The organism is Piscicoccus intestinalis NBRC 104926, from assembly GCF_001515525.1.
GTDB classification, from domain to species: Bacteria; Actinomycetota; Actinomycetes; order Actinomycetales; family Dermatophilaceae; genus Kineosphaera; species Kineosphaera intestinalis.
The window spans coordinates 14,336-34,587 of the sequence record NZ_BCNQ01000049.1; the positions used below are offsets into that span (position 1 = coordinate 14,336).

The window sequence follows — 20,252 nt, forward strand, 5'->3', positions numbered from 1 at the left end:
GCCCGTGCGCGGCGCCAGCCCATGCGAGCGGCGCCAGCCGGTGCGAGCCCGGCGCAGCGGGGGTGCTGAGCTCGGGCGGGAGCGGGCATAATCCCGGTATGACGACGACCTCCCAGCCCCAGACGTCGACGCTCGAGCACACCCAGACCGACACCGACTACCGCACCGACTCCGGCGACCACGAGCGGTTCGCCCACTACGTGCGCAAGGAGAAGATCGTCGAGAGCGCCGTCTCGGGGGAGCCGGTGACCGCCCTGTGCGGCAAGGTGTGGGTGCCCGGCCGCGACCCCAACCGGTTTCCGGTCTGCCCCATGTGCAAGGAGATCTACGAGGGTCTGCGCGCGCCGCAGGACGGTGGCGAGTAGGCCGAAAGGACCGACAGGACCGAAAAGGAGACGGTCTGGACGGCTCGGACCCCCCGGGGCGCCCCGGGGCGCCCCGGGGTGCTCGGGGACGTTCTCGGCGGCGGCCCCTTTGTCCGATCACGAAGCCGCAACGCTCCTGCGATCGAGTTCTCAGTTTTCGCACATAGCGGATAGTGTTGGCGCACAAGCTAGTCGCGCCGCACAGGGGTCGCGCGTCAGCTGCTCTTCCGGGGGTTTTTCGGCGATGTCTCGTCATGCTCTTGCTGTCGTCAGCGCACTGGCTCTGGGGCTCTCGAGTGTCGTTCCCGCGGCAGCGTCGGCGGCCGCGGCGCCCGGCGACCCGGCTCCGAGCCCGGCCGGCTCCAGTGCGCCGACCGGCCCGAGTCCGAGCAGCCCCAGCAGCCCCAGCAGCCCCAGCAGCCCCAGCAGCCCCAGCAGCCCCAGCAGCCCGGCCGACGTGAGTGCCGACAGCACCGGCGTGCGCGTGCCGGCAGCGGTGCAGAAGGGCGTGCCGGGCAGCGTCGTCGACCGCACGAGCGCGATCCGGTGGACGCGCTGCGGCACGATGCAGTGCGCGACGCTGAAGGTGCCGCGGGACTACGCCGACCCGTCCGCGGGCACGATCGACCTCACGGTGACGCGCCGGCCCGCCGACCGGCAGGGCACCGGCCCCGACGGGCGCCTCGGGGTGCTCGTCACGAACCCCGGCGGCCCCGGCACCGCAGCAGCCCAGACCGTGCCGATGTTCGCGCAGATCGTGGGCCGCGACGTGCGCTCCCGCTTCGACATCATCGGCATCAACCCGCGCGGCACCGGCGACGATCAGCCGGCGGTGTGCACCGGCAAGCCCGGCCAGGCGATGCCGAACCTGTCGGAATGGATCTTCCCGACCACCGCCGCGCAGGTGCGGGCCCAGCTGGCGAACGACGCGTACAACGTCGCGCTCTGCCGCAAGGCCACCGGCACGCAGGTGCTGCGGCACATGTCGACCGGCGACTCGGCCCGCGACATCGACGCCGTGCGCGCCGCTCTGGGCGAACAGCAGATCAACTACTACGGCGTGTCGTACGGCACGCAACTCGGCGCGACCTACAGCCAACTGTTCCCGACTCGGGTGCGCACGATGGTGCTCGACGGCACGCTCGACCCGATCGCGTGGACGACCGGCCGCGGGGAGTCGGCCACGACGCCGTCGACCACCCGCGTCAACTCGCACGTCTCGGGGCACGAGGCGCTGCTCGCGGCGATCGCCGAATGCGAGCGGGTCGGGCCCGGCGGCTGCGCCGAGCACGCGACGATCCGCGCCGACTGGGCGCAGTTGCAGGCGTCCCTGAAGCGCGGTCCGATCACGTTGGCCGAGGACTTCTCGATCAGCTACGACATGGTGATCGCGATGGTCAACGCCGGGCTGTACGACTACGAGGGCGTGCCCGACGTGCTGACGATGATCCGCGGCTTCAACGAGCTGGCCGCCGGCAAGCCCGGGGCCGTGGAACCGCCTCCGGTGACGGACCCGCGGGTGAACGCGGCGCTGACCGCCTACCGCAAGGTCGTCGCCCGCGACGAGCGCAACCGGCGCACCCGGATCGCCTACGACCCGCCGGCACCGGAGGAGGAGGAGGCGCCGACCCCGGAGTACTACGCCGCGTTCACGGGCGTCGCGTGCAGCGACGGCGTGCAGCCCAAGGACCCGCAGGCCTGGCCGCGGGCCGCGGCCGTCGCCGACCGTGTCGCGCCCGGCTTCGGCGCGCTGTGGACGTGGGAGTCGTCGGTGTGTGCGCAGTGGCCGTTCCCGTCCACCGGTGCCTACCGCGGGCCGTTCACGACGACGAACCCCGGCGGCATGCTCATCGTCAACACCACCCACGATCCGGCCACCGGCTACGCGGGCGCCCGCGTCATGCGCGAGCTGCGCCCGGACTCCCGGATCGTCACCGTGCCCGGCTGGGGCCACGGGGTGCTCGACACCTCCGGGTGCGCGACCGGCGTGCGTACCGACTACCTGATCTCCGGCGACCTGCCCGCCACCGACCAGGAGTGCGCGCAGGACCACCCGCTGTTCACCTCGCTGCACTGACCGCCGTCGGAGAGCCTGCGATCGGCGGACATCGGCAGGGGTTAGTCTGCTCGGCGCTATGAGTACCTCGGCCGCGGAGAACCTGTCCCCCTCGTTTCCCGAACGCGCCGCCTGGGGCACCGCGGGCAAGCTGCGGGCCTGGCAGGCCGCCGCGCTGGAGAGCTACCTGGAGCGGTCCCCACGCGACTTCCTCGCTGTCGCGACCCCCGGCGCCGGCAAGACGACCTTCGCGCTGCGGGTGGCCGCCGAGCTGCTGCAGGCGCGGATCGTGCAGCGGGTGACGATCGTCGCGCCCACCGAGCACCTGAAGACCCAGTGGGCGGAGGCGGCGGCGCGCGTCGGCATCAACATCGACCCCGGCTTCACCAACACCGTCGGGCGGCACGCCCGCGACTTCGACGGGGTCGCCGTCACGTACGCGGGGGTCGCGAGCAAGCCGCTGCTGCACCGCTCCCGCACCGAGAACGCCCGCACCCTGGTCATCCTCGACGAGATCCACCACGGCGGTGACGCCCTGTCGTGGGGTGAGGCGATCCGGGAGGCGTTCGAGCCGGCCACCCGCCGGCTCGCGCTGACCGGAACCCCGTTCCGCTCCGACACCAACCCCATCCCGTTCGTCACCTACGCCGAAGACGCCGACGGCATCCGGCGCAGCGCCAGCGACTACACCTACGGCTACGCCCAGGCCCTCGAGGACGGCGTCGTGCGGCCGGTGCTGTTTCTCGCCTACGGCGGCGCGATGCGCTGGCGCACCCGCGCCGGCGACGAGATCGCCGCCCGCCTCGGCGAACCCGCCACCAAGGACGTCATCGCCCAGGCCTGGCGCACCGCCCTCGACCCGCGCGGGGAGTGGATCCCCTCGGTGCTCGCCGCCGCCGACAAGCGCCTGACCCAGGTGCGCCGGCACGTCGAGGACGCCGGGGGACTGGTCATCGCCTCCGACCAGGCCAACGCCCGCGCGTACGCCAAGATCCTGCGGGAGCTGACCGGTCAGGCTCCCACCGTCGTGCTCTCCGACGACGCCGGCGCGAGCCGGCGCATCGAGGAGTTCGCCGCCGGCGACCAGCGCTGGATGGTCGCCGTGCGAATGGTCTCCGAGGGCGTCGACGTGCCCCGGCTGTGCGTCGGCGTGTACGCCACCTCCACCTCCACTCCGCTGTTCTTCGCCCAGGCCGTCGGCCGGTTCGTCCGGGCCCGCAAACGCGGCGAGACCGCGTCGGTCTTCCTGCCGAGCGTGCCGACGATCCTCGCGCACGCCTCGGCGTTGGAGGACGAGCGCGACCACGCCCTCGACCGCCCCAAGGCCGCCCAGGACGCCGAGGAGCTGTGGGCCGAGGAGGAGGCGCTGCTCGAGGAGGCCAATCGAGAGCGCACCACCCCCGACGCCGACGAGACGACCTTCCAGGCCCTGGAGTCGGAGGCCGAGTTCGACCACGTGCTCTTCGACGCCGAGCAGTTCGGGCTCACCGCCGCCTCCGGCTCCGACGAGGAACAGGAGTACCTCGGGCTGCCCGGCCTGCTGGAGCCCGATCAGGTCGCGCACGTGCTGCGGGCCCGCCAGCACGAGCACTCCCGCCGCGGCGGGGCGCCCCAGGACCCGCAGGTCTCCGCGCACCGGGCGCTGGCCGCGCAGCGCAAGGAACTCAACAAGCTCGTCTCCGCCTACGCCCGCAAGAGCGGCGCCCCGCACGCCGTCGTGCACAGCGACCTGCGCCGGCACTGCGGCGGACCCAACCTCGACCAGGCCAGCACCGAACAGGTCGGCGCGCGCATCGACGCGATCCGGCTCTGGCTCGTCGGCCGGCGATGACGACGTCGCGGGCCGCGCCCGCGGTCTGAGAGGATTCACCGCATGGAGCAGCGCCCGTCCGGCTGGTACGACGACCCGAACGACGACGACCTCCTGCGGTACTGGGACGGCGTCGTGTGGACCGAGCACGTCGCGAACAAGCGGCCCTCCTACGGCGTCGTCAACGAGCCGGCCGCAGGCGACTCGCCCCAGCAGTGGTCCGCCTACCAGGCCCAGCAGGGCCGGCAGGACCCCGAGGAGGGTCGGCGCGGCCACGCCGGTTTCCCGGGCTTCGGATCGGGCCCGGGCTTCGGGTCGGGTTCAGGCGCACCGGGCGGACCCGGGAGCCGGCCGGCGTTCGGCGCCGGGCGCGGCGTCGGGCGCGCCGCCGACGACGGCATGCCGCTGTCGGGATGGTGGCGCCGGGTCGGCGCGCTCATCGTCGACTGGGTGCTCGTCGGCTTCCTGTGCCTGCCGTTCGCGCTGCCGCGGATCGCGGCCTCCTCCGATCAGCTCAACGCCTACTGGCAGCAGGCCATGGAGGCGGCGGCCAACGGGGCGACGGTGGCGCCCCAACCCCCGGAGCAGCTGGTCGGCGACATCGCGATGATCAGTCTCGTGCAGACCGTCGTCTACCTGCTGCTCGACGCCTACCTGCTGTCGCGCTCCGGGGTCACGCCCGGCCGGCGCCTCACCGGCATCCGGGTGCGGCCCGTCGGTCGTGAGGAGACGGTGCCGATGGCGACCGGGCTGCGCCGGTCGGTCATCAAGAACGTCTCGAACCTCTTCGGCGGGGTGATGCTGCTGTCGACGATCGCCGGGATCTTCCAGATCGTCGACTACCTGTGGCCGCTCGGCGACCGCGGTCGGCAGTCGCTGCACGACAAGGCTGCCGGCACCGAGGTCGTGCGCGCCGGGCCGCTGCGCCCGGGGCACCCGCGACAGCCCGGGCAGCCCGGGCAATCCGGACAGAACAGCGGTTTCTGACCCGTCCGACCGGCCGCGGCTGTCATGGGAGTCGTGGCATGCGCACGAATCGGGCCCGAAACCCGCGTGAGGGCCAGCTGGGGACCACCGTCCCGACTACGCCGCGGCCTCATGCGGCAAGGTGGTTCCGTGGCCATCACAACGTTCGAATCCCTGTCCTCGGTCCTCGACACGTCACGTAAGGATCTGCGGGTCGTCGTCAGCGGTAACGGGGCGGTGCCCTGGAGCCTGCTGCGCGCCGTCGACGCGATCCTGCCGACGTACCGCATGCACATGCTCAACGCGCCCGTCGGGGTGCCGGACCGCACCGGCGTCGTGCTGGAGTCGGCGTTCGTGGGCGCCGGAGTGCGACGCAGCCCGCGCCTCGCGTACTACCCGTGCCGGCTCTCCCAGGTGCCGCTGCTGTTCAAGCGCCGCCTCCCGGTCGACGTCGTGCTGATCCACACGTCGCTGCCGATCGACGGCAAGGTCTCCCTCGGCATCGAGGTCAACATCCTGCCCGCGGCCATCGAATCGGCCCGCGCGAACGGCGGAATCGTCATCGCCCAGGCCAACAAGGCCATGCCGTACTCCTACGGAGACGGTGAGATCGCCGTCGAGGAGCTCGACGGGATCATCGAGGTCGACGAGCCGTTCGGGCCGCACGGGGCGCCCCCGGAGTTGGCCGCGCAGGCCACGCACAAGCCGGCCGCACCGGCTCCGAGCAAGGGCATCGACCGGGCCGAGTCGGCGCGCGTCATCGGCGCCATGGTCTCCGACCGGATCTCCGACGGCGCGACCCTGCAGATGGGCATCGGCGAGATCCCGGACGCCACGCTCGCGGGGCTGCTGAAGAAGAAGGGCCTGGGCATCTGGACCGAGATGCTCGCCGACGGCGTGCTCGCCCTCGACGACGCCGGCGCGCTCGACCCCGACCGCATGCTCGTCAGTTCGTTCGTGCACGGCTCGACGACCCTCAACGACTGGGTGCACTGCAACGACCGGGTGCGGGTGCTGCGCACGGAGAAGACCAACGCGCCGGCCAACATCAGCAAGAACCCCGGCATGACCAGCATCAACACCGCGCTGCAGGTCGACCTGCTCGACCAGGCCAACGCCTCGCGGATCCGCTCGCGCATCCACTCCGGCTTCGGCGGGCAGACCGACTTCACGGTCGGCGCCATGCACGCCCCCGGCGGCCAGGCGATCATGGCGCTGCGCTCCTGGCACCCCAAGGCTGACACCTCGACGATCGTGCCGCTGCTCGACGAGCCGGTGACGAGCTTCCAGCACACCGCGGTCGTCACCGAGAACGGCGTCGCCGAGATGCAGGGCTTCGACGAGCGCACCCAGGCCGCGCACCTCATCGAGTTCGCCGCCCACCCGCGCATCCGCGAGGAGCTGTGGGAGGAGGCCGTGGCCCTCGGCCTCGTCTGAGGCTGAGGAGCACCCACCACCAACGACGCTGAGAACTGCGTGTCGTGGTGAGAACTGCAGTCCGGACCGCAGTTCCGACCACGAACCGCAGTTCTCAGCGTCGTTCGGGAGCGTCGTCAGTCGGGGAGGCGGCCGGCGAGTTCGGCGCCGGCGGAGCGCAGCTGAGCGAGGGCCTTGGTCGTCGACTCGGGGGCGACGCCGGCCGTCATGTCGAGCAGCACGCGCGTGTGCAGCCCGGCCGCCACGGCGTCCAGGGCGGTCGCGCGCACGCAGTGGTCGGTGGCGATGCCCACGACGTCGACCTCGTCGACGCCCGCGTCGGCCAGCCAGTCGCGCAGCCCGACGCGCCCCTCGTGCGGGGCGTGCGGCTCCCCGGTCTCCTCGCCCTCGGTCGTGGCGCCCTCGAATCCGCTGTAGGCGGCGGAGAACTCACCCTTGCGGAAGACCGCCTCGATGTGGGGGAGCGCCGGCTGCAGGCCGGGGTGGAAGTCGGCGCCGTCGCTGCCGGCCACGCAGTGCACCGGCCAGGAGTCGATGTAGTCGGGGTGATCGGAGAAATGGCTGCCCGGGTCGATGTGCCAGTCGGCGGTCGCGACGACCGCCGCGTACTCCTGGTGGTGGGCGGCGATGTGGTCGGCGACGCGCTGCGCGACGAGGGCCCCGCCGGTCACGGCCAGCGAGCCTCCCTCGCAGAAGTCGTTCTGCACGTCGACGACGATCAGGGCGCGAGTGCTCATGTCGGGAGGTCCTTCCTGCGGTGCTCAGGCGGGCCCGGTCGTCGACGCCGGGGCCCTACGGCGCGTCGTCGACGAACAGAGTCGGGATGACCGGCTCACCCTTGGACAGCCGGGTCGCCTTGACGGGCAGTTCGGCGAGCGCGGCGGCGTGGTGCGCCCGGGCCGCCTCGACGCCGGTGTCGACGATGATCTCACCGCCGCTGACCAACTGCACGAGCAATTCGCGATCGTTGTCGTCGCCGGTCGGGCGCTCCCCGATGCCGACCACCTCGGCCTCCGCGACCCCGTTCTCGTCGAGGCGCCGCAGCGCGAACTTGCGCCCGCCGACGGAGGCCTTGTCCTTGCTCTTCTTCGCGACGTCGACCAACCGCCCGGAGTCGTCGGCGCGCGAGACGATCTTGTAGACCAGGCTGGCGGTCGGGTACCCGGAGCCGGTGACCAGCGACGTCCCGACGCCGTACCGGTCGACCGGGGCGGCGGCGAGCGCGGCGATCGCGTACTCGTCGAGGTCGGAGGTGACGACGATCTTCGTGTTCGTCGCGCCGAGCCGGTCGAGCTGGGCCCGCACCTCGTGGGCCTGGGCGACGAGGTCGCCGGAGTCCAGCCGCACCGCGCCGAGGTCGGTGCCCGCCAGCCGCACGGCCAGCTCGACGGCGCGGGTGACGTCGTAGGTGTCGACGAGCAGGGTCGTGTTGCGACCCAGGCTCTCGATCTGCGCGCGGAACGCGGACTCCTCGTCGTCGTGCAGCAGCGTGAACGAGTGCGCGCTGGTGCCGGCGGTCGGGATGTCGTAGGTGCGGCCCGCCTCCAGGTTGCTCGTCGTCGCGAAACCCGTGATGTAGGCGGCCCGGGCGGCGCCGACCGCGGCCCACTCGTGGGTGCGCCGCGAGCCCATCTCGATGCACGGCCGGTCGCCGGCGGCCATGACCATGCGGGAGGCCGCCGACGCCACCGCGCAGTCGTGGTTGTAGATCGACAGCGCGAGGGTCTCGAGCACGACCGCCTCCGCGAAGCTGCCCTCGACCACGAGCAGCGGCGAGTACGGAAAGTACATCTCGCCCTCGGCGTAGCCGTAGATGTCGCCGGTGAAGCGGTAGTCGCGCAGGAAGTCCAGCGTCGCGTCGTCGACGACCTTGCGGGCCGCGAGGTCGTCGATCTCGGCCGGGCCGAACCGGAAATCGGCGAGCGCGCGCAGGAATCGGCCGGTGCCGGCGACCACGCCGTAGCGGCGCCCGTCCGGCAGGCGTCGCCCGAACAACTCGAACACACTGCGTCGGTGGCCCGCGCCGCTATGGAGGGCGGCCTGCACCATCGTCAGCTCGTAGTGGTCGGTCAGCAGGGCTGTGCTCGTCACAGGGGCAGCCTATGGTGGTGGGGTGTCGATAGCGCCCGTTGAACAGGACGAGGTTGTCGGGCAGCCCGTGCCCGAACACGACCGGCCCTGGATCACGCTGGTGTGGAACGATCCGGTCAACCTCATGACGTACGTCACGTACGTCTTCCAGACGTACTTCGGGTACAGCCGGGAGAAGGCGACCCGCCTCATGCTCGACGTGCACCACAAGGGCCGGGCGGTGGTGGCCACCGGCAGCAAGGACGAGATGGAGCAACACACCGAGGCGCTGCAGGGCTACGGCCTGTGGGCCACGTTCCAGAAGGACGACTAGGCGTGGCCCGCGCCTTCCACCGCAAGCGCGCCCTCGGCCGTTCCGCCGGTGCTCGCGCCCGTCGCGGCGTCATCGAAGGGCAGCTCGACGTCGCCGAGCGGGCCCTGCTGCGCTCGCTGTTCGAGCAGACCCGGTTGCTGCTGGAGTCGGTACCGGGTCAACCCGACGCGAGCCCGCAGCCCGCGGACGGGCCGCCGGACCTCGAGGCGATCGTCGCCCGAGCCACCGCCGCCCTCGACGGGCCGGGCGACGACCCGGCGCTGCAGCGCCTGCTGCCCGACGGGCACCGCGACGATCCGCTGGCCTCCGCGGAGTTCCGCCGCCGCTCGGCCGGCAGCGTGCGCCAGGGCAAGCTCGACCGCATCGAGATCGCCGTGGCGTGTCTCGACGCCGCGGACGAGCAGGGGCGAATCCAGTTGGAGCCGGCCCAGGCCGGCGCGTTCGTCGTCGCCCTCACCGACGTGCGGCTGGTGCTCGGGCAGCGTCTCGGGCTGCACACCGAGGACGACATGGACGCCATCGAGGACGAGCTCGCGGCGGCCGACGACGCCGATCCGCGGGTCGGCCTGCTCCTCGCCTACGACTTCACGACCTGGCTCCAGGAGGGCCTGTCGCAGTCGCTGCTGCCGTGAGCCCGGGGCCGGCCCGGCCTGTTCAGCACGTCGGTCCGGGTGCGCGCCGCCCGGCGGCGGCACAGGGTCGTTGCCTGATCGTGACACCGCGAGACGGTGGCGACGGTGGATCGGGCCCGGTGGGTCGGTGAGAATCGCTGCACGTCCCTCGCCAGCAAGGAGTCCACCGTGCGCAGGCAGTCCTTCACCCGCAGTCGCATCCGCTATACCCGCTGGGCCGCCGTCGCGGCGCTGGTTCCGCTGGCCCTGGCCGGCTGCAGCTCGGGCTCCGACGACACCGCCTCAGAGGGCGCGACGGGCACGGCCAGCGGTGGGGTGCAGGTGGTTTCGCCCGGGCACCTGACGGTGTGCACGCACCTGAGCTACAAGCCGTTCGAGTTCAACCAGGACGGCCAGACGGTCGGCTTCGACATCGACATCGTCGACCTGGCCGCCAAGCAGCTGGGCCTGACCACCCAGGTCGTCGACATCGACTTCGAGCAGATCACCACCGGCGCGGTCTTCCAGGCCCAGCGCTGCGACATCGCCGCGGCGGGCATGACGATCAACGACGCCCGGCGCCAGGCCGCGCTCTTCTCCGACCCGTACTTCGACGCCACCCAGGCGCTCATCACCAAGACCGACTCCGGCGTCAACTCCATCGCCGACCTGCGCGGCAAGCGGCTCGGCGTGCAGACCGGCACCACCGGGCAGGAGTACGCGACCGCGCAGGCGCAGGCCAACGGCTACGAGCAGGTCGTCTTCGACGACATGCCGCTGCAGGTCAACGCCGTCAAGGCCGGTCGCGTCGACGCCGCGATCAACGACAACGGCGTGCTCTACGACTTCGCCAAGGACAACCCCGACACCCACGTGGTCGCCGAGTTCGCCACCGGCGAGCAGTACGGCATCTCGGCCAAGAAGGACGACCCGAACGCCAGCGCCATCATCGAGCAGGTCAACTCGGCGATCGCCACCGCCAAACAGGACGGCACGTACGACGAGATCTACAAGAAGTGGTTCGGCACGACCCCGGGCGTGCAGGAACAGGGCGCGACCGGCACCCAGTCGCCCGCGGCCACCCAGTCGCCGGCGGGCACGGAATCGCCGGCGGGCACGGAGTCGCCGGCCGCGGGGCAGACCCCGGCCGAGACCGCCACCGCGGCGACGACGACCCCCTGACCGGGCCCTCGTGACCACCGCAACGACACCGAAGGCGGGGGGAACGACGAAACGCCGTTCCCCCCGCCGCCGGGCGCGCCAGCGGCGCATGGTGCAGTACGCGCTCCTCGTCGTCGTCCTGCTCCTCGCGGCGTTCATGGCCGACTGGAAACAGGTCATCGACGTCTTCTTCCGGCCCTCGCTGGTCGCCGAGACCGTCGGTCCGGGGCTGGCCCGGGCGCTGGGCAACACGATCCTGTACACCGTCGGCGCCTTCGTCTTCGGTCTCGTGTTCGGCACCGTGCTGGCGCTCATGCGCCTGTCCAGCGTCGGGCCGTACCGCTGGCTGGCCCGCGCCTACATCGAGTTCTTCCGCGGGCTGCCCGCGATCGTCGTGTTCATCGCCTTCGGTCTGCTGCCGATCGCCTTCCCGGGCATGCGGATTCCGTTCGATCCGTACGGCACCGTGTGGGTCGCGCTGGGCATGGTCGCCAGCGCCTATCTCGCCGAGACGATCCGCGCCGGCATCCAGGCGGTACCCAAGGGGCAGGTGGAGGCGGCCCGCTCGCTCGGCATGCCCGCCGGCATGGCGATGCGCAAGATCGTGCTCCCGCAGGCGTTCCGCATCATCCTGCCGCCGATCACCAACGAACTCATCCTGCTCGTCAAGGACTCCTCGCTGGTGTACGTGCTCGGGCTCTCGATGAGCGGGTACGAACTGACGAAGTTCGGTCGGGAGGCCTCCCAGTCGAGCGCGAACCTGACGCCGCTGGTCGTCGCCGGCTTCTGCTACCTGCTCATCACGCTGCCTCTGACGGTCCTCGTGGGCCGCCTCGAGGCCCGGTCAGCGAAGGCGAAGTGATGGCCACCGTTCCGCACGACCGGCCGGGTGAACAGGCCGAAGACGTCGTCGTCGTCGAGGGGCTGCACAAGTCCTTCGGCCAGCTGGAGGTGCTCAGCGGCATCGACGGCCGCATCCGCAAGGGTGAGGTCGTGTGCGTCATCGGCCCCTCGGGCTCCGGAAAGTCGACGCTGCTGCGGTGCGTCAACATGCTCGAGGAGCCGACCGCGGGGCGGATCACGGTGACGGGGGAGGAGGTCACCGACCCCGACTGCGACCTCGACGCGGTGCGCAAGGGCGTCGGCATGGTGTTCCAGCAGTTCAACCTCTTTCCGCACCTGACGGCCCTGCAGAACTGCACGATCGCGCAGAAGTCGGTGCTGGGGCGCAGCGAGAAGGAGGCGCGCGACGTCGCCCAGGCCAACCTCGACAAGGTGGGGCTCGGCGACCGCGGCCACTCGTACCCGGCGCAGCTCTCCGGTGGCCAGCAGCAGCGCGTCGCGATCGCGCGGGCCCTGTCGATGGACCCCCAGCTCATGCTCTTCGACGAGCCCACCTCGGCCCTGGACCCCGAGCTCGTCGGTGACGTGCTGTCGGTCATGCGCAGGCTCGCGGCCGAGGGCATGACCATGATGGTGGTCACACACGAGATGGCGTTCGCGCGTGACGTCGCCGACCGCGTGCTGTTCATGGACGGCGGCGTCATCGTCGAGGAGGGCCCGCCGAGCGAGGTCATCGGCAATCCCGCGCACGAGCGCACGCGCACGTTCCTGCAGCGTGTGCTGGATCCGACGCACGTCGACGCCGGAACGGAGGACGCCGCGCACGCCGAGCGGCACCGCTCCGGGGCCTGACCGCACGGCTCTCGACGGAGCCGGTTCGCCCGGTTCGGGCAGGTTCGTTCCGCCCGGGCGCCGGCCCGCCGTGTCCGACGACACTGTTATTGACGTGCGGGGGCGCCCGGTTGCGCCCGTATTCTTGCGGTGTGGCGGACGCTCCCATCGGCATCTTCGACTCCGGATACGGCGGCTTGACGGTGGCCCGCGCCGTGCTCGACCAGCTCCCGCACGAGGCGGTCAGCTACCTCGGCGACACGGCGCGCGCACCCTACGGCCCCCGGCCCATCGCGCAGACCCGGGAGTTCGCGCTCGAGTGTCTCGACAGCCTCGTCGAGACCGGGGTGAAGATGCTCGTCATCGCGTGCAACACGGCGAGCGCGGCGATGCTGCACGACGCGCGGGAGCGCTACGACGTGCCGGTCGTCGAGGTGATCCGGCCCGCGGTGCGGCGGGCGGCGGCGGCCACCCGCAACGGGCGGATCGGCGTCATCTCCACGGCCGGAACGCACCGCTCCCGCGCCTACCCGGACGCGTTCGCCGCCGCTCCGCAGCTGAAGGTCATCAGCCGCCCGTGCCCGCGGTTCGTCGAGTTCGTCGAGGCGGGGATCACCGGCGGTGAGGAACTGCTGGAGGTGGCCCGGGGGTACCTGGAGCCGCTGCAGGAGGCCGACGTCGACACGCTCATCCTCGGCTGCACGCACTACCCGCTGCTCACCGGCGTCATCTCCTACGTCATGGGTGACCTGGTCACCCTGGTGTCCTCCTCGGAGGAGGCCGCCAAGGACGTCTACCGGGTGCTCGCCGATCGCGGGGAACTGTGCCCGGAGCGCCGCGCCGAACACTCCTTCCGCACGACCGGCGACCCGGAGGTCTTCCGCCGGTTGGCCCGCCGGTTCCTCGGCCCGGAGGTCGACCACCTGGAGGTCGAGCGGGACAGGAACGTGGCATGAGACTGCTCGCCGTCGGGTGTTCCGGCAGCTACCCCGGGCCGGAGAGCCCGGCCGCCTGCTACGTCGTCTCGGCGCAGCACGAGGGCCGCACCTGGCGGGTGGCGCTGGACTTCGGCAACGGGGCGCTGGGCGCCATGCAGCGCTACTTCGACCCGCTCGACCTCGACGCGGTCGTACTCACCCACCTGCACGCCGACCACTGCCTGGACCTGTGCGGACTGAAGGTCATGTGGTGCTATTCGCCGGTGCGCCGACCGACCGCTCCCCTGGACGTGTGGGGCCCCGCCGGCACCTCCGCGCGCATGGCCCGGGCGTACGGGGCCGCCGAGCCCGAACCGCTGGAGCCGTGCCTGAACTTCCGCACGATCCGAGCGCGAGAGCCCCTGTCGATCGGTCCGTTCACGATCACGCCCGTGCCCGTGCACCATCCGGTCGAGGCGTTCGGTCTCCGGGTGGAGGCCGACGGCGCGGTGCTCGCCTACACCGGCGACACTGATGCGTGCGACGCGCTGACCCCGCTGTGCACGGGCGCCGACCTCGTGCTCGCCGACTGCGCGTACATCGACGGCCGCGACGACGCCCGGGGCGTGCACATGAGCGGGTCGCGCGCCGCGCAGGCGGCCGTCGCCGCCGGCGGCGTCAAGCGGCTCATGCTCACCCACATCCCGGCCTGGAACGACCCCGAGGTCTGCCGCTCCCAGGCCGCCGAACACTGGCCCGGCTACGTCGAACTCGCCCAGCCCGGCCACACCTACGAGCTCTAGCCGCCCGTTGCCGGCGGGTGGGGCGTCGTTAGGGTGGCGGGCATGACTCGTCACGACGGGCGGGAGCCCGATCAGCTGCGGGAGATCCGCATCACCCGCAACTGGCTCGACCACGCCGAAGGCTCCGTGCTCGTCGAGTTCGGCCGCACGCGCGTGCTCTGCGCTGCCTCCTTCACCGCGGGCGTGCCGCGCTGGCGCAAGGGCTCGGGCAAGGGCTGGGTCACCGCCGAATACGCCATGCTGCCGCGCTCCACGAACACCCGCAGCGACCGGGAATCGGTCAAGGGCCGCATCGGCGGCCGCACCCACGAGATCTCCCGGCTGGTGGGTCGCTCGCTGCGCGCGGTCGTCGACACCACCCAGCTCGGGGAGAACACGATCGTGCTCGACTGCGACGTGCTGCAGGCCGACGGCGGCACCCGCACCGCGGCGATCACCGGCGCCTACGTGGCGCTCGCCGACGCCATCGAGACCGGGCGCCGGATGAAGGCGGTGGCGGCCAAGGCGCGGCCGCTGACCGGCTCCGTTTCCGCGGTGTCGGTGGGGATCGTCGACGGCACCCCGGTGCTCGACCTCGACTACCCCGAGGACGTCTCGGCGGGCACCGACATGAACGTCGTCATGACCGGAGACGGTCGCTTCGTCGAGGTGCAGGGCACCGCCGAGGGCGAGCCGTTCGACCGGGCGCTGCTCGACGCGCTGCTGGGGCTGGCCGAGCGGGGCTGCGCGGAGCTGACGCGGTTGCAGCGCGAGGCGCTGGGGGCGTCATGATCCCGCCGACCGAGTCCGGCGCTCTCGCGGGCGCGGGCTGGGCCGGGGGAGACCGGCGGATCGTGCTGGCGACGCGTAACTCGGGCAAGGTCGTCGAGCTGCGCGAGATCCTCGCCGACGTGCTGGCGCGTCTGGACGCGCAGCTGGTCGGTGTGGCGGAGTTCGGCGTCGCGGACGTCGTGGAGACCGGCGTGACCTTCGAGGCCAACGCGGCGCTGAAGGCGCTGACGGTGGCCCGGGAGACGGGGCTGCCGGCGCTGGCCGACGACTCCGGCCTCGCGGTCGACGTGCTCGGCGGGGCCCCAGGGGTCTTCAGCGCCCGCTGGTGCGGCCGGCACGGCGACGACGAGGCGAACCTGCGGCTGCTGCTGGCGCAGCTGGCCGACGTGCCCGACGAGCACCGCACGGCGGCGTTCGTGTGCTGCGCGGTGTTGGCTCTGCCGGACGGGCAAACTGTCGCCCGCGAGGGTGTCTTCCCCGGGACCTTGACGCGGGAACCGCGCGGCGAGAACGGCTTCGGCTACGACCCGATCCTTCAGGTGGCGGGTCGCGACGAGACCTCGGCCGAGCTGGCTCCGGCGGAGAAGAACGCGATCTCCCACCGCGGCAAGGCGTTTCGCGCGTTGGCCGAGGTCCTGCCCGAACTACTGGGCTGACACCGGCGCGACGGCGATCCTGCGCGTCGCCGGGCGAGCGGTCGGTGTCCTTGCGTGTCGAACCGCCCGGTCGGGGCCGTCGCGTCCACTAGGCTCAGGCGTTGCGCGGAAGTGGTGGAACTGGCAGACACGCAGGATTTAGGTTCCTGTGCCTTCGGGTGTGAGGGTTCGAATCCCTTCTTCCGCACTGCATGCAGCCGGGGCGGGCGCGGTCGTGTACCCGAAACTCGCTGCCGGAGAAGTCCACGGTCCAGGCAAACGTCCTGGTGACTGTTTCGGGGCCGCGCCGGGTCGTAAGTTCTCGCCGTGAACCGCCTCCAAGAAGAGGACTCCGAAGCGTTCGCGTTGTTCCTTGGGACCTTCTTTCGACTGAAGCGCGGGATAGTCTTCGCAGCATGAGGATTCGCGTGGCGGGGGCCGCGGCAGCGATGGCGATCACGTTGAGCATTAGCGGATGTGGCTCGCAGGAGCCTACGGTCTCTGATCCGGGGGAGCAGGCGGCGCAGACCGCCTCCCCGGCTGTGGAGGCAACCACGGCCGCGGAGGCAACGACGACAGCTGCGGAGGCAACCACAACGGCACAGGGCGCATCCGCTTTCGGGCAGGAGGCGACGTGGCCGGACGGGGTGAAAATTCGGATCTCGGAGCCGAAGCCATTCCAGCCGTCGTCCGTGGCCGCGGTCATAGACAAGAGCGTGAAGAACTTCGTAGCCGTGGAAGTGACGTTGACGAACGGATCTTCCGCGCCGGTGGAGGCGTCCAGGACAGTTCTACGAGCAACGTCCGGGGATGCAGAATCCAACGCGGTGTTCGATGGTGAACGCTCCACGTTTCCCACGTCCCGCGTCCTGCCGGGCAAATCGCTGAAGTGGGAGCAAGCGTTCGAGAAGCCGGGCTCGGACTTTCTCTTGACCGTGGACTGGAACTTCGCAAACCAGCCCGTGACGTTCCAGTAACCGACGACGCGCCGCTACGGTCCGGATAGGCCGAAAGGCCATGATGGAGATCGCGGTGGCAACGGTGTCCTTGGCCAACCTGCGCGGTCAGGGCAGCGCGACCTTCAGCGCCTTGGCGAGCGAGGCGACGTGACCGCTGGCGCGCACGTTGTACTTGGCGAGTTCGATGCGGCCCTGGGCGTCGATGACGAACGTCGAGCGGATGACGCCGGTGACCTCCTTGCCGTACAGCTTCTTGACGCCGTACGCGCCGTAGGCCGTGAGCACCTCGCGATCGGGGTCGGACAGCAGGGGGTAGGTCAGCGACTCCTTCTCCGCGAACCGCACAAGCTTGTCGATCGGGTCGGGGCTGAGCCCGTAGACCGCGTAGCCCGCCTCCCGCAGCGGCCCCAGCGAGTCGCGGAAATCACACGCCTCCTTCGTGCAGCCGGGCGTCATCGCCGCGGGGTAGACGAAGAGCACGACGCCCTGACCGGCCAGGTCGCCCAGGGAGACCGTGGTGCCGTCGTGGGCAGAAAGCGTGAACGGCGGCGCCGGGTCGCCGGGTTGGAGTCGGGCCATGGCGGGTAGGTTATCGTCGCAACTAGGACAACCCCGCCGCGGGCTGGCCCGCCGCGCGTCGTTCGGCTCGCACGGGTGGCTGCGGCAGGACCACGCTCGCCGGCAGTGAAAGGACACCGGAATGGCTTCGCAGAACGCCTCGGCCAGCCAGATCGAGAAGGACATCGAGCACACGCGTGCTCGCCTGGCGGCCACCATCGACGAGTTGGCCTATCGGGTCACCCCCGGCAACCTGGCCAAGCGTCAGGTGGAGGCGGCCAAGGTCTCCTTCAACCAGGCGACCCGCACGAACGACGGTGCCGTGCGCTACGAGGTCGTCGGCCCCGTCGCGGCCGTCGTCGTCGGCCTGCTCGCGCTGGCCATCTACCGTCGGGTCCGTGCCTGAGCGATCCGGGGCGGCCAGCGCCGACGACCTACCGATCCGCATGCTGCACGATCGAGTGCTGCTGCGGCGGGAGGGCGAAGACGGCGAGCGCCAGACCGGAGGCGGGCTGCTCATCCCCGCCACCGCCAGCCTCGGCAAACGCCTCTCCTGGGCCGATGTCGTCGCGACCGGGCAGCACGTGCGTGCCGTCAAACTCGGTGACCGGGTGCTGTTCGACCCCACCGACGAGGCGGTCGTCGAGCTTGACGGGCGCAGCTACGTGCTCCTGCGCGAGCGCGACCTGCACGCCGTCGGCGCCGCCCGCAGCGAACCCCGCGCCACCGGCCTCTACTTGTGAACTGCTCCGGCGCCGCCCGCCTTCCCGGTGGGCGGCGCCGAGCCATGCCCCCCACATCCCTGAGAACTGCGTGTCGTGGTGAGAACTGCTGTTCGTGCCGCAGTTCTCACCACGACACGCAGTTTCGAGGATGGGGCGGGCGTCGTGGGGAGCGGCGCGGGACCGGGCTGGGCGGGGTGGAGCGGTCGGCGGACGCAGGCCGTTGACCAGCCGATTTCACCCGTGCGGCCCCTCTGGGGTAGTGTTTCTCCTCGTTGCGCGCCATTAGCTCAATTGGCAGAGCAAGTGACTCTTAATCACTGGGTTCGGGGTTCGAGTCCCTGATGGCGCACTCTTGATCTGCGGAAACACCCCTCGCGTATCGCGAGTTTCGGGGTTCCACTACCTGGTTACGACCCGCATTCGGTCCGAGAGCGATGGACTGGCTCGGGGTCGTGCGCCGTTCACCGACTCTGGGCCGCCGTGCGGGCTCCCAGCGCGACGAGCAGCAGGCCGCCGACCCGATCGATGCGCCGGGTCCACGTCTGGATGCTCAACCGTGAGGCGATCGCTGCCAGCCCGGTCGACCAGATGCCGAGCCAGGCGACCATCACGGTGACATGTACGGCGGCGAGCAGCAGCATGGAGCCCACCCCCACCGACTCCGCGGGGACGAACTGCGGGCCGAGCGTGAGGTACACCGACGCCGCCTTGACGTTCAGCACGTTGGCCACGTACGCGCGATACAGGTGGACCATGGCTGTCGACGGTGCGCCGGTGTCACCCTTCGGTTCCAGGGGCGTGCTGCCTCGTGAGCGCCACAGCAGCGTCACGCCGAGCCCGATGAGGTAGGCCGCGCCGACCAGCCGAAGCAGGTGGTACAGCTCGGCCGAGCGCATCACCACCGCGGCCAACCCGACTCCCGCGAGGACCGCGTGGGTGACAACGCCCGCAGCCGTGCCCGTGATGACCGCCCACGATCCGCGCCGGTCGCCCGCCATGCCGCGGGCGCTGACCAAGGTGAAACTGGCCCCGGGAGTGATGACCAGCGGAGTCACCGCGAGACAGAAGCCCAGCAACGCCGCCGTGGAAAGCACGCCCCCACTGTAAGGTCACCGGCCGAGCCCACCTATCGCACGTGAGCCTGTGCCGATGGACGGGACCGGCCGGGTGCCGCGGAACCGCCTCCGCGGAGTTGGTTCCGTGGGAGAGGGGCGGTCCCGTCTCGGAGGCCGAGAAGCCCGTCTCGGAACGTGGCGAGAACTGCGAAACCCGGGCAGCCGATCAGCGGCAGATGCCGCCGGGCGGCGCCTCAGCGGCGGCGGTCCGCCCGGACGAGCAGGAACACGACGAGGGCGAAGACCGACAGGCCGAGGCCGCCGAGCACCAGCATCGTCACGTTGCCGACGGCCGCTCCCCGCGACGTGTCGGGCGTGGGCGCCGCCTCCGTGGTCGCAGCCGCTGTGGGCGCGGTCGCAGCCGCTGTGGGCGCGGTCGTGGCCGTCGGGGCCGTCGTGGTCGTCGGCGATTGTGCGGGAGCCGGTCCCGTCGCCTGCAGGTCGAACGACACCGACCCGGAGACCGGGTGTCCGTCGGCGCTGACGATGCGGAACCGGATCTGCGTCTGACCCGTCGGCAGGTCCTGCGGGAAGGCGCCGGTGACCGAGGCGCCGCGCACGGTGACGTCGCTCTGGGCGTGCGTGGCGCCGCCGGAGTCGGCGATGACCACCTGCGCGAAGTTCGGGTCGACGTTCTCGTTGAAGGTCAGCTCGTAGTTCTCCGGCAGCTCATTGACCACCGATCCGTCGGCCGGCGTGCTGGAGCGCAGCGCCGCGTGCGCGGACGCCCCGGGAGACCCCACCAGCGCCACCGCCACTGTCATCACCAGCACAGCCACCGCGGCGGCGACGGCGCGCACGGCCCCGACGAGCCCGACGACGTCGACGACCGGGACCGCCCGAGCTGACCCCCCGGGGAGTGCGACGACACGGTGCTGCGGGATCGACATGGTCATCCTTTGCTTGCGCGGGTGAGTGGAAACCCCGCTCGCGCCCGCCGATCCCGCGCGGCGCTGCCGGCGCTCGCGCGGCTGAGGGCGCTCACGGGCTCATCGGCACTGTACCCATGCCGCGCGCCCGCGAGTCGGGAACGTCGAGACCGCCCCGCGCCACGCGCAGAGCCACGGCGTCGACCACGAGCGCGAGCGTCGGCAGCTCGACCGGCGAACGGCTGTCGCGCCCTCGCACAAGAGACCGAAGGTTTGTGTGCAGAATTCCTTATGCAAATCATCAAAGAATTGCGTGCGGATTCTTCGACGGCTGTTGGCGGGATTGTTGCGCGAGTGGTTGCCAGAATCGAACCTTCGTGCTCAGATTGGCGACACCCGCGAGGTGCGGCGCCGGT

General features: G+C 71.4%; 23 protein-coding genes and 2 tRNA genes. 19 read left to right on the plus strand and 6 right to left on the minus strand.

Annotated features, from left to right (window positions below):
- Positions 1-98: 98 nt before the first annotated feature.
- Positions 99-365: a DUF3039 domain-containing protein gene (locus PINTE_RS09425; RefSeq protein ID WP_068429213.1), complete on the plus strand. Its 267-nt coding sequence runs from the start codon at positions 99-101 to the stop codon at positions 363-365.
- A 252-nt stretch (positions 366-617) separates the two neighbouring features.
- Here the strand turns inward: PINTE_RS09425 and PINTE_RS22660 are convergent, their stop codons facing one another.
- Positions 618-839 (minus strand): hypothetical protein, encoded by a 222-nt coding sequence (locus PINTE_RS22660; RefSeq protein WP_157087156.1) that lies wholly within the window; start codon positions 837-839, stop codon positions 618-620.
- Between PINTE_RS22660 and PINTE_RS09430 the strand changes: the two genes are divergently transcribed.
- The 4 genes from PINTE_RS09430 (at position 823) to PINTE_RS09445 (ending at position 6,634) form a co-directional block, all read left to right on the plus strand.
- Positions 823-2,442 carry an alpha/beta hydrolase gene (locus PINTE_RS09430; RefSeq protein WP_068429217.1) on the plus strand — a complete coding sequence of 540 codons (1,620 nt, stop codon included), beginning with the start codon at positions 823-825 and terminating at the stop codon, positions 2,440-2,442. The genes PINTE_RS22660 and PINTE_RS09430 overlap by 17 nt on opposite strands.
- A gap of 58 nt (positions 2,443-2,500) precedes the next feature.
- Positions 2,501-4,252, plus strand: a complete 1,752-nt coding sequence (locus tag PINTE_RS09435) for a DEAD/DEAH box helicase (protein ID WP_068429220.1) — start codon at positions 2,501-2,503, stop codon at positions 4,250-4,252.
- A 42-nt stretch (positions 4,253-4,294) separates the two neighbouring features.
- Positions 4,295-5,218 carry an RDD family protein gene (locus PINTE_RS09440; RefSeq protein ID WP_068429222.1) on the plus strand — a complete coding sequence of 308 codons (924 nt, stop codon included), beginning with the start codon at positions 4,295-4,297 and terminating at the stop codon, positions 5,216-5,218.
- A 129-nt stretch (positions 5,219-5,347) separates the two neighbouring features.
- Positions 5,348-6,634 carry an acetyl-CoA hydrolase/transferase family protein gene (locus tag PINTE_RS09445; RefSeq protein ID WP_245642883.1) on the plus strand — a complete coding sequence of 429 codons (1,287 nt, stop codon included), beginning with the start codon at positions 5,348-5,350 and terminating at the stop codon, positions 6,632-6,634.
- A gap of 116 nt (positions 6,635-6,750) precedes the next feature.
- Here PINTE_RS09445 and PINTE_RS09450 read toward each other — a convergent pair whose 3' ends face one another.
- Both PINTE_RS09450 and PINTE_RS09455 read right to left on the minus strand, forming a co-directional pair.
- Entirely contained in the window at positions 6,751-7,371 is a 621-nt protein-coding gene (locus tag PINTE_RS09450) for an isochorismatase family protein (protein ID WP_068429229.1), read from the minus strand.
- 55 nt (positions 7,372-7,426) lie between these two features.
- Positions 7,427-8,725: a nicotinate phosphoribosyltransferase gene (locus PINTE_RS09455; RefSeq protein ID WP_084343423.1), complete on the minus strand. Its 1,299-nt coding sequence runs from the start codon at positions 8,723-8,725 to the stop codon at positions 7,427-7,429.
- A gap of 22 nt (positions 8,726-8,747) precedes the next feature.
- Between PINTE_RS09455 and clpS the strand changes: the two genes are divergently transcribed.
- From clpS to PINTE_RS09510, 11 genes are all read left to right on the plus strand, one after another.
- Positions 8,748-9,038, plus strand: coding sequence for an ATP-dependent Clp protease adapter ClpS (gene clpS, locus PINTE_RS09460; protein WP_068429232.1), 291 nt, complete (start codon positions 8,748-8,750; stop codon positions 9,036-9,038).
- 2 nt (positions 9,039-9,040) lie between these two features.
- The gene (locus PINTE_RS09465; protein WP_169798499.1) at positions 9,041-9,670 is read left to right on the plus strand and encodes a DUF2017 family protein; all 630 of its coding nucleotides are present in this window, start codon (positions 9,041-9,043) and stop codon (positions 9,668-9,670) included.
- Between the two features lie 168 nt (positions 9,671-9,838).
- Positions 9,839-10,831: a transporter substrate-binding domain-containing protein gene (locus tag PINTE_RS09470; RefSeq protein WP_084343427.1), complete on the plus strand. Its 993-nt coding sequence runs from the start codon at positions 9,839-9,841 to the stop codon at positions 10,829-10,831.
- 88 nt (positions 10,832-10,919) lie between these two features.
- Positions 10,920-11,672 carry an amino acid ABC transporter permease gene (locus tag PINTE_RS09475; protein ID WP_068429235.1) on the plus strand — a complete coding sequence of 251 codons (753 nt, stop codon included), beginning with the start codon at positions 10,920-10,922 and terminating at the stop codon, positions 11,670-11,672.
- Positions 11,672-12,505, plus strand: coding sequence for an amino acid ABC transporter ATP-binding protein (locus tag PINTE_RS09480; RefSeq protein WP_068429238.1), 834 nt, complete (start codon positions 11,672-11,674; stop codon positions 12,503-12,505). The genes PINTE_RS09475 and PINTE_RS09480 overlap by 1 nt, the downstream gene beginning before the upstream one ends.
- A 131-nt stretch (positions 12,506-12,636) precedes the next feature.
- The gene (gene murI / locus PINTE_RS09485) at positions 12,637-13,440 is read left to right on the plus strand and encodes a glutamate racemase (protein ID WP_068429242.1); all 804 of its coding nucleotides are present in this window, start codon (positions 12,637-12,639) and stop codon (positions 13,438-13,440) included.
- Positions 13,437-14,204, plus strand: coding sequence for an MBL fold metallo-hydrolase (locus PINTE_RS09490; RefSeq protein ID WP_068429245.1), 768 nt, complete (start codon positions 13,437-13,439; stop codon positions 14,202-14,204). The genes murI and PINTE_RS09490 overlap by 4 nt, the downstream gene beginning before the upstream one ends.
- A gap of 42 nt (positions 14,205-14,246) precedes the next feature.
- A complete protein-coding gene (gene rph / locus PINTE_RS09495; RefSeq protein ID WP_068429249.1) occupies positions 14,247-14,975 on the plus strand; it encodes a ribonuclease PH in 729 nt (242 codons plus the stop codon).
- The gene (gene rdgB / locus PINTE_RS09500; RefSeq protein WP_068429253.1) at positions 14,972-15,631 is read left to right on the plus strand and encodes an RdgB/HAM1 family non-canonical purine NTP pyrophosphatase; all 660 of its coding nucleotides are present in this window, start codon (positions 14,972-14,974) and stop codon (positions 15,629-15,631) included. The genes rph and rdgB overlap by 4 nt, the downstream gene beginning before the upstream one ends.
- Positions 15,632-15,736: 105 nt before the next feature.
- A tRNA-Leu gene (locus PINTE_RS09505) sits at positions 15,737-15,818 on the plus strand.
- Positions 15,819-16,026: 208 nt separating this feature from the next.
- A complete protein-coding gene (locus PINTE_RS09510) occupies positions 16,027-16,587 on the plus strand; it encodes a hypothetical protein (RefSeq protein ID WP_157087157.1) in 561 nt (186 codons plus the stop codon).
- Positions 16,588-16,674: 87 nt separating this feature from the next.
- On the opposite strand, the gene PINTE_RS09515 is transcribed toward PINTE_RS09510, so the two are convergent.
- The gene (locus tag PINTE_RS09515; protein WP_068429259.1) at positions 16,675-17,148 is read right to left on the minus strand and encodes a peroxiredoxin; all 474 of its coding nucleotides are present in this window, start codon (positions 17,146-17,148) and stop codon (positions 16,675-16,677) included.
- A gap of 121 nt (positions 17,149-17,269) precedes the next feature.
- Here PINTE_RS09515 and PINTE_RS09520 point away from each other — a divergent pair, with 121 nt between their 5' ends.
- The 3 genes from PINTE_RS09520 to PINTE_RS09530 all read left to right on the plus strand — a co-directional run bounded on the left by PINTE_RS09520 (position 17,270) and on the right by PINTE_RS09530 (position 18,201).
- A complete protein-coding gene (locus tag PINTE_RS09520; protein WP_068429262.1) occupies positions 17,270-17,533 on the plus strand; it encodes a DUF3618 domain-containing protein in 264 nt (87 codons plus the stop codon).
- Between the two features lie 40 nt (positions 17,534-17,573).
- Positions 17,574-17,870, plus strand: coding sequence for a GroES family chaperonin (locus PINTE_RS09525; RefSeq protein ID WP_068429265.1), 297 nt, complete (start codon positions 17,574-17,576; stop codon positions 17,868-17,870).
- 258 nt (positions 17,871-18,128) lie between these two features.
- Positions 18,129-18,201: transfer RNA gene (locus tag PINTE_RS09530), tRNA-Lys, on the plus strand.
- A gap of 112 nt (positions 18,202-18,313) precedes the next feature.
- On the opposite strand, the gene PINTE_RS09535 is transcribed toward PINTE_RS09530, so the two are convergent.
- Complete coding sequence (locus PINTE_RS09535; protein WP_217996552.1) at positions 18,314-18,946, minus strand: LysE family translocator; 633 nt, start codon at positions 18,944-18,946, stop codon at positions 18,314-18,316.
- Between the two features lie 215 nt (positions 18,947-19,161).
- Positions 19,162-19,857: a copper resistance CopC family protein gene (locus tag PINTE_RS09540; protein ID WP_068429271.1), complete on the minus strand. Its 696-nt coding sequence runs from the start codon at positions 19,855-19,857 to the stop codon at positions 19,162-19,164.
- Positions 19,858-20,252: the final 395 nt, after the last annotated feature.

Bases quoted from the DNA above. Each gene is read 5' to 3' on its own strand.
- PINTE_RS09425 (WP_068429213.1), top strand. From the start codon at position 99: ATGACGACGACCTCCCAGCCCCAGACGTCGACGCTCGAGCACACCCAG.
- PINTE_RS09435 (WP_068429220.1), top strand. From the start codon at position 2,501: ATGAGTACCTCGGCCGCGGAGAACCTGTCCCCCTCGTTTCCCGAACGC.
- PINTE_RS09440 (WP_068429222.1), top strand. From the start codon at position 4,295: ATGGAGCAGCGCCCGTCCGGCTGGTACGACGACCCGAACGACGACGAC.
- PINTE_RS09450 (WP_068429229.1), bottom strand. From the start codon at position 7,371: ATGAGCACTCGCGCCCTGATCGTCGTCGACGTGCAGAACGACTTCTGC.
- PINTE_RS09475 (WP_068429235.1), top strand. From the start codon at position 10,920: ATGGTGCAGTACGCGCTCCTCGTCGTCGTCCTGCTCCTCGCGGCGTTC.
- PINTE_RS09480 (WP_068429238.1), top strand. From the start codon at position 11,672: ATGGCCACCGTTCCGCACGACCGGCCGGGTGAACAGGCCGAAGACGTC.
- PINTE_RS09490 (WP_068429245.1), top strand. From the start codon at position 13,437: ATGAGACTGCTCGCCGTCGGGTGTTCCGGCAGCTACCCCGGGCCGGAG.
- rph (WP_068429249.1), top strand. From the start codon at position 14,247: ATGACTCGTCACGACGGGCGGGAGCCCGATCAGCTGCGGGAGATCCGC.
- rdgB (WP_068429253.1), top strand. From the start codon at position 14,972: ATGATCCCGCCGACCGAGTCCGGCGCTCTCGCGGGCGCGGGCTGGGCC.
- PINTE_RS09510 (WP_157087157.1), top strand. From the start codon at position 16,027: ATGAGGATTCGCGTGGCGGGGGCCGCGGCAGCGATGGCGATCACGTTG.
- PINTE_RS09515 (WP_068429259.1), bottom strand. From the start codon at position 17,148: ATGGCCCGACTCCAACCCGGCGACCCGGCGCCGCCGTTCACGCTTTCT.
- PINTE_RS09520 (WP_068429262.1), top strand. From the start codon at position 17,270: ATGGCTTCGCAGAACGCCTCGGCCAGCCAGATCGAGAAGGACATCGAG.
- PINTE_RS09525 (WP_068429265.1), top strand. From the start codon at position 17,574: ATGCTGCACGATCGAGTGCTGCTGCGGCGGGAGGGCGAAGACGGCGAG.
- PINTE_RS09540 (WP_068429271.1), bottom strand. From the start codon at position 19,857: ATGTCGATCCCGCAGCACCGTGTCGTCGCACTCCCCGGGGGGTCAGCT.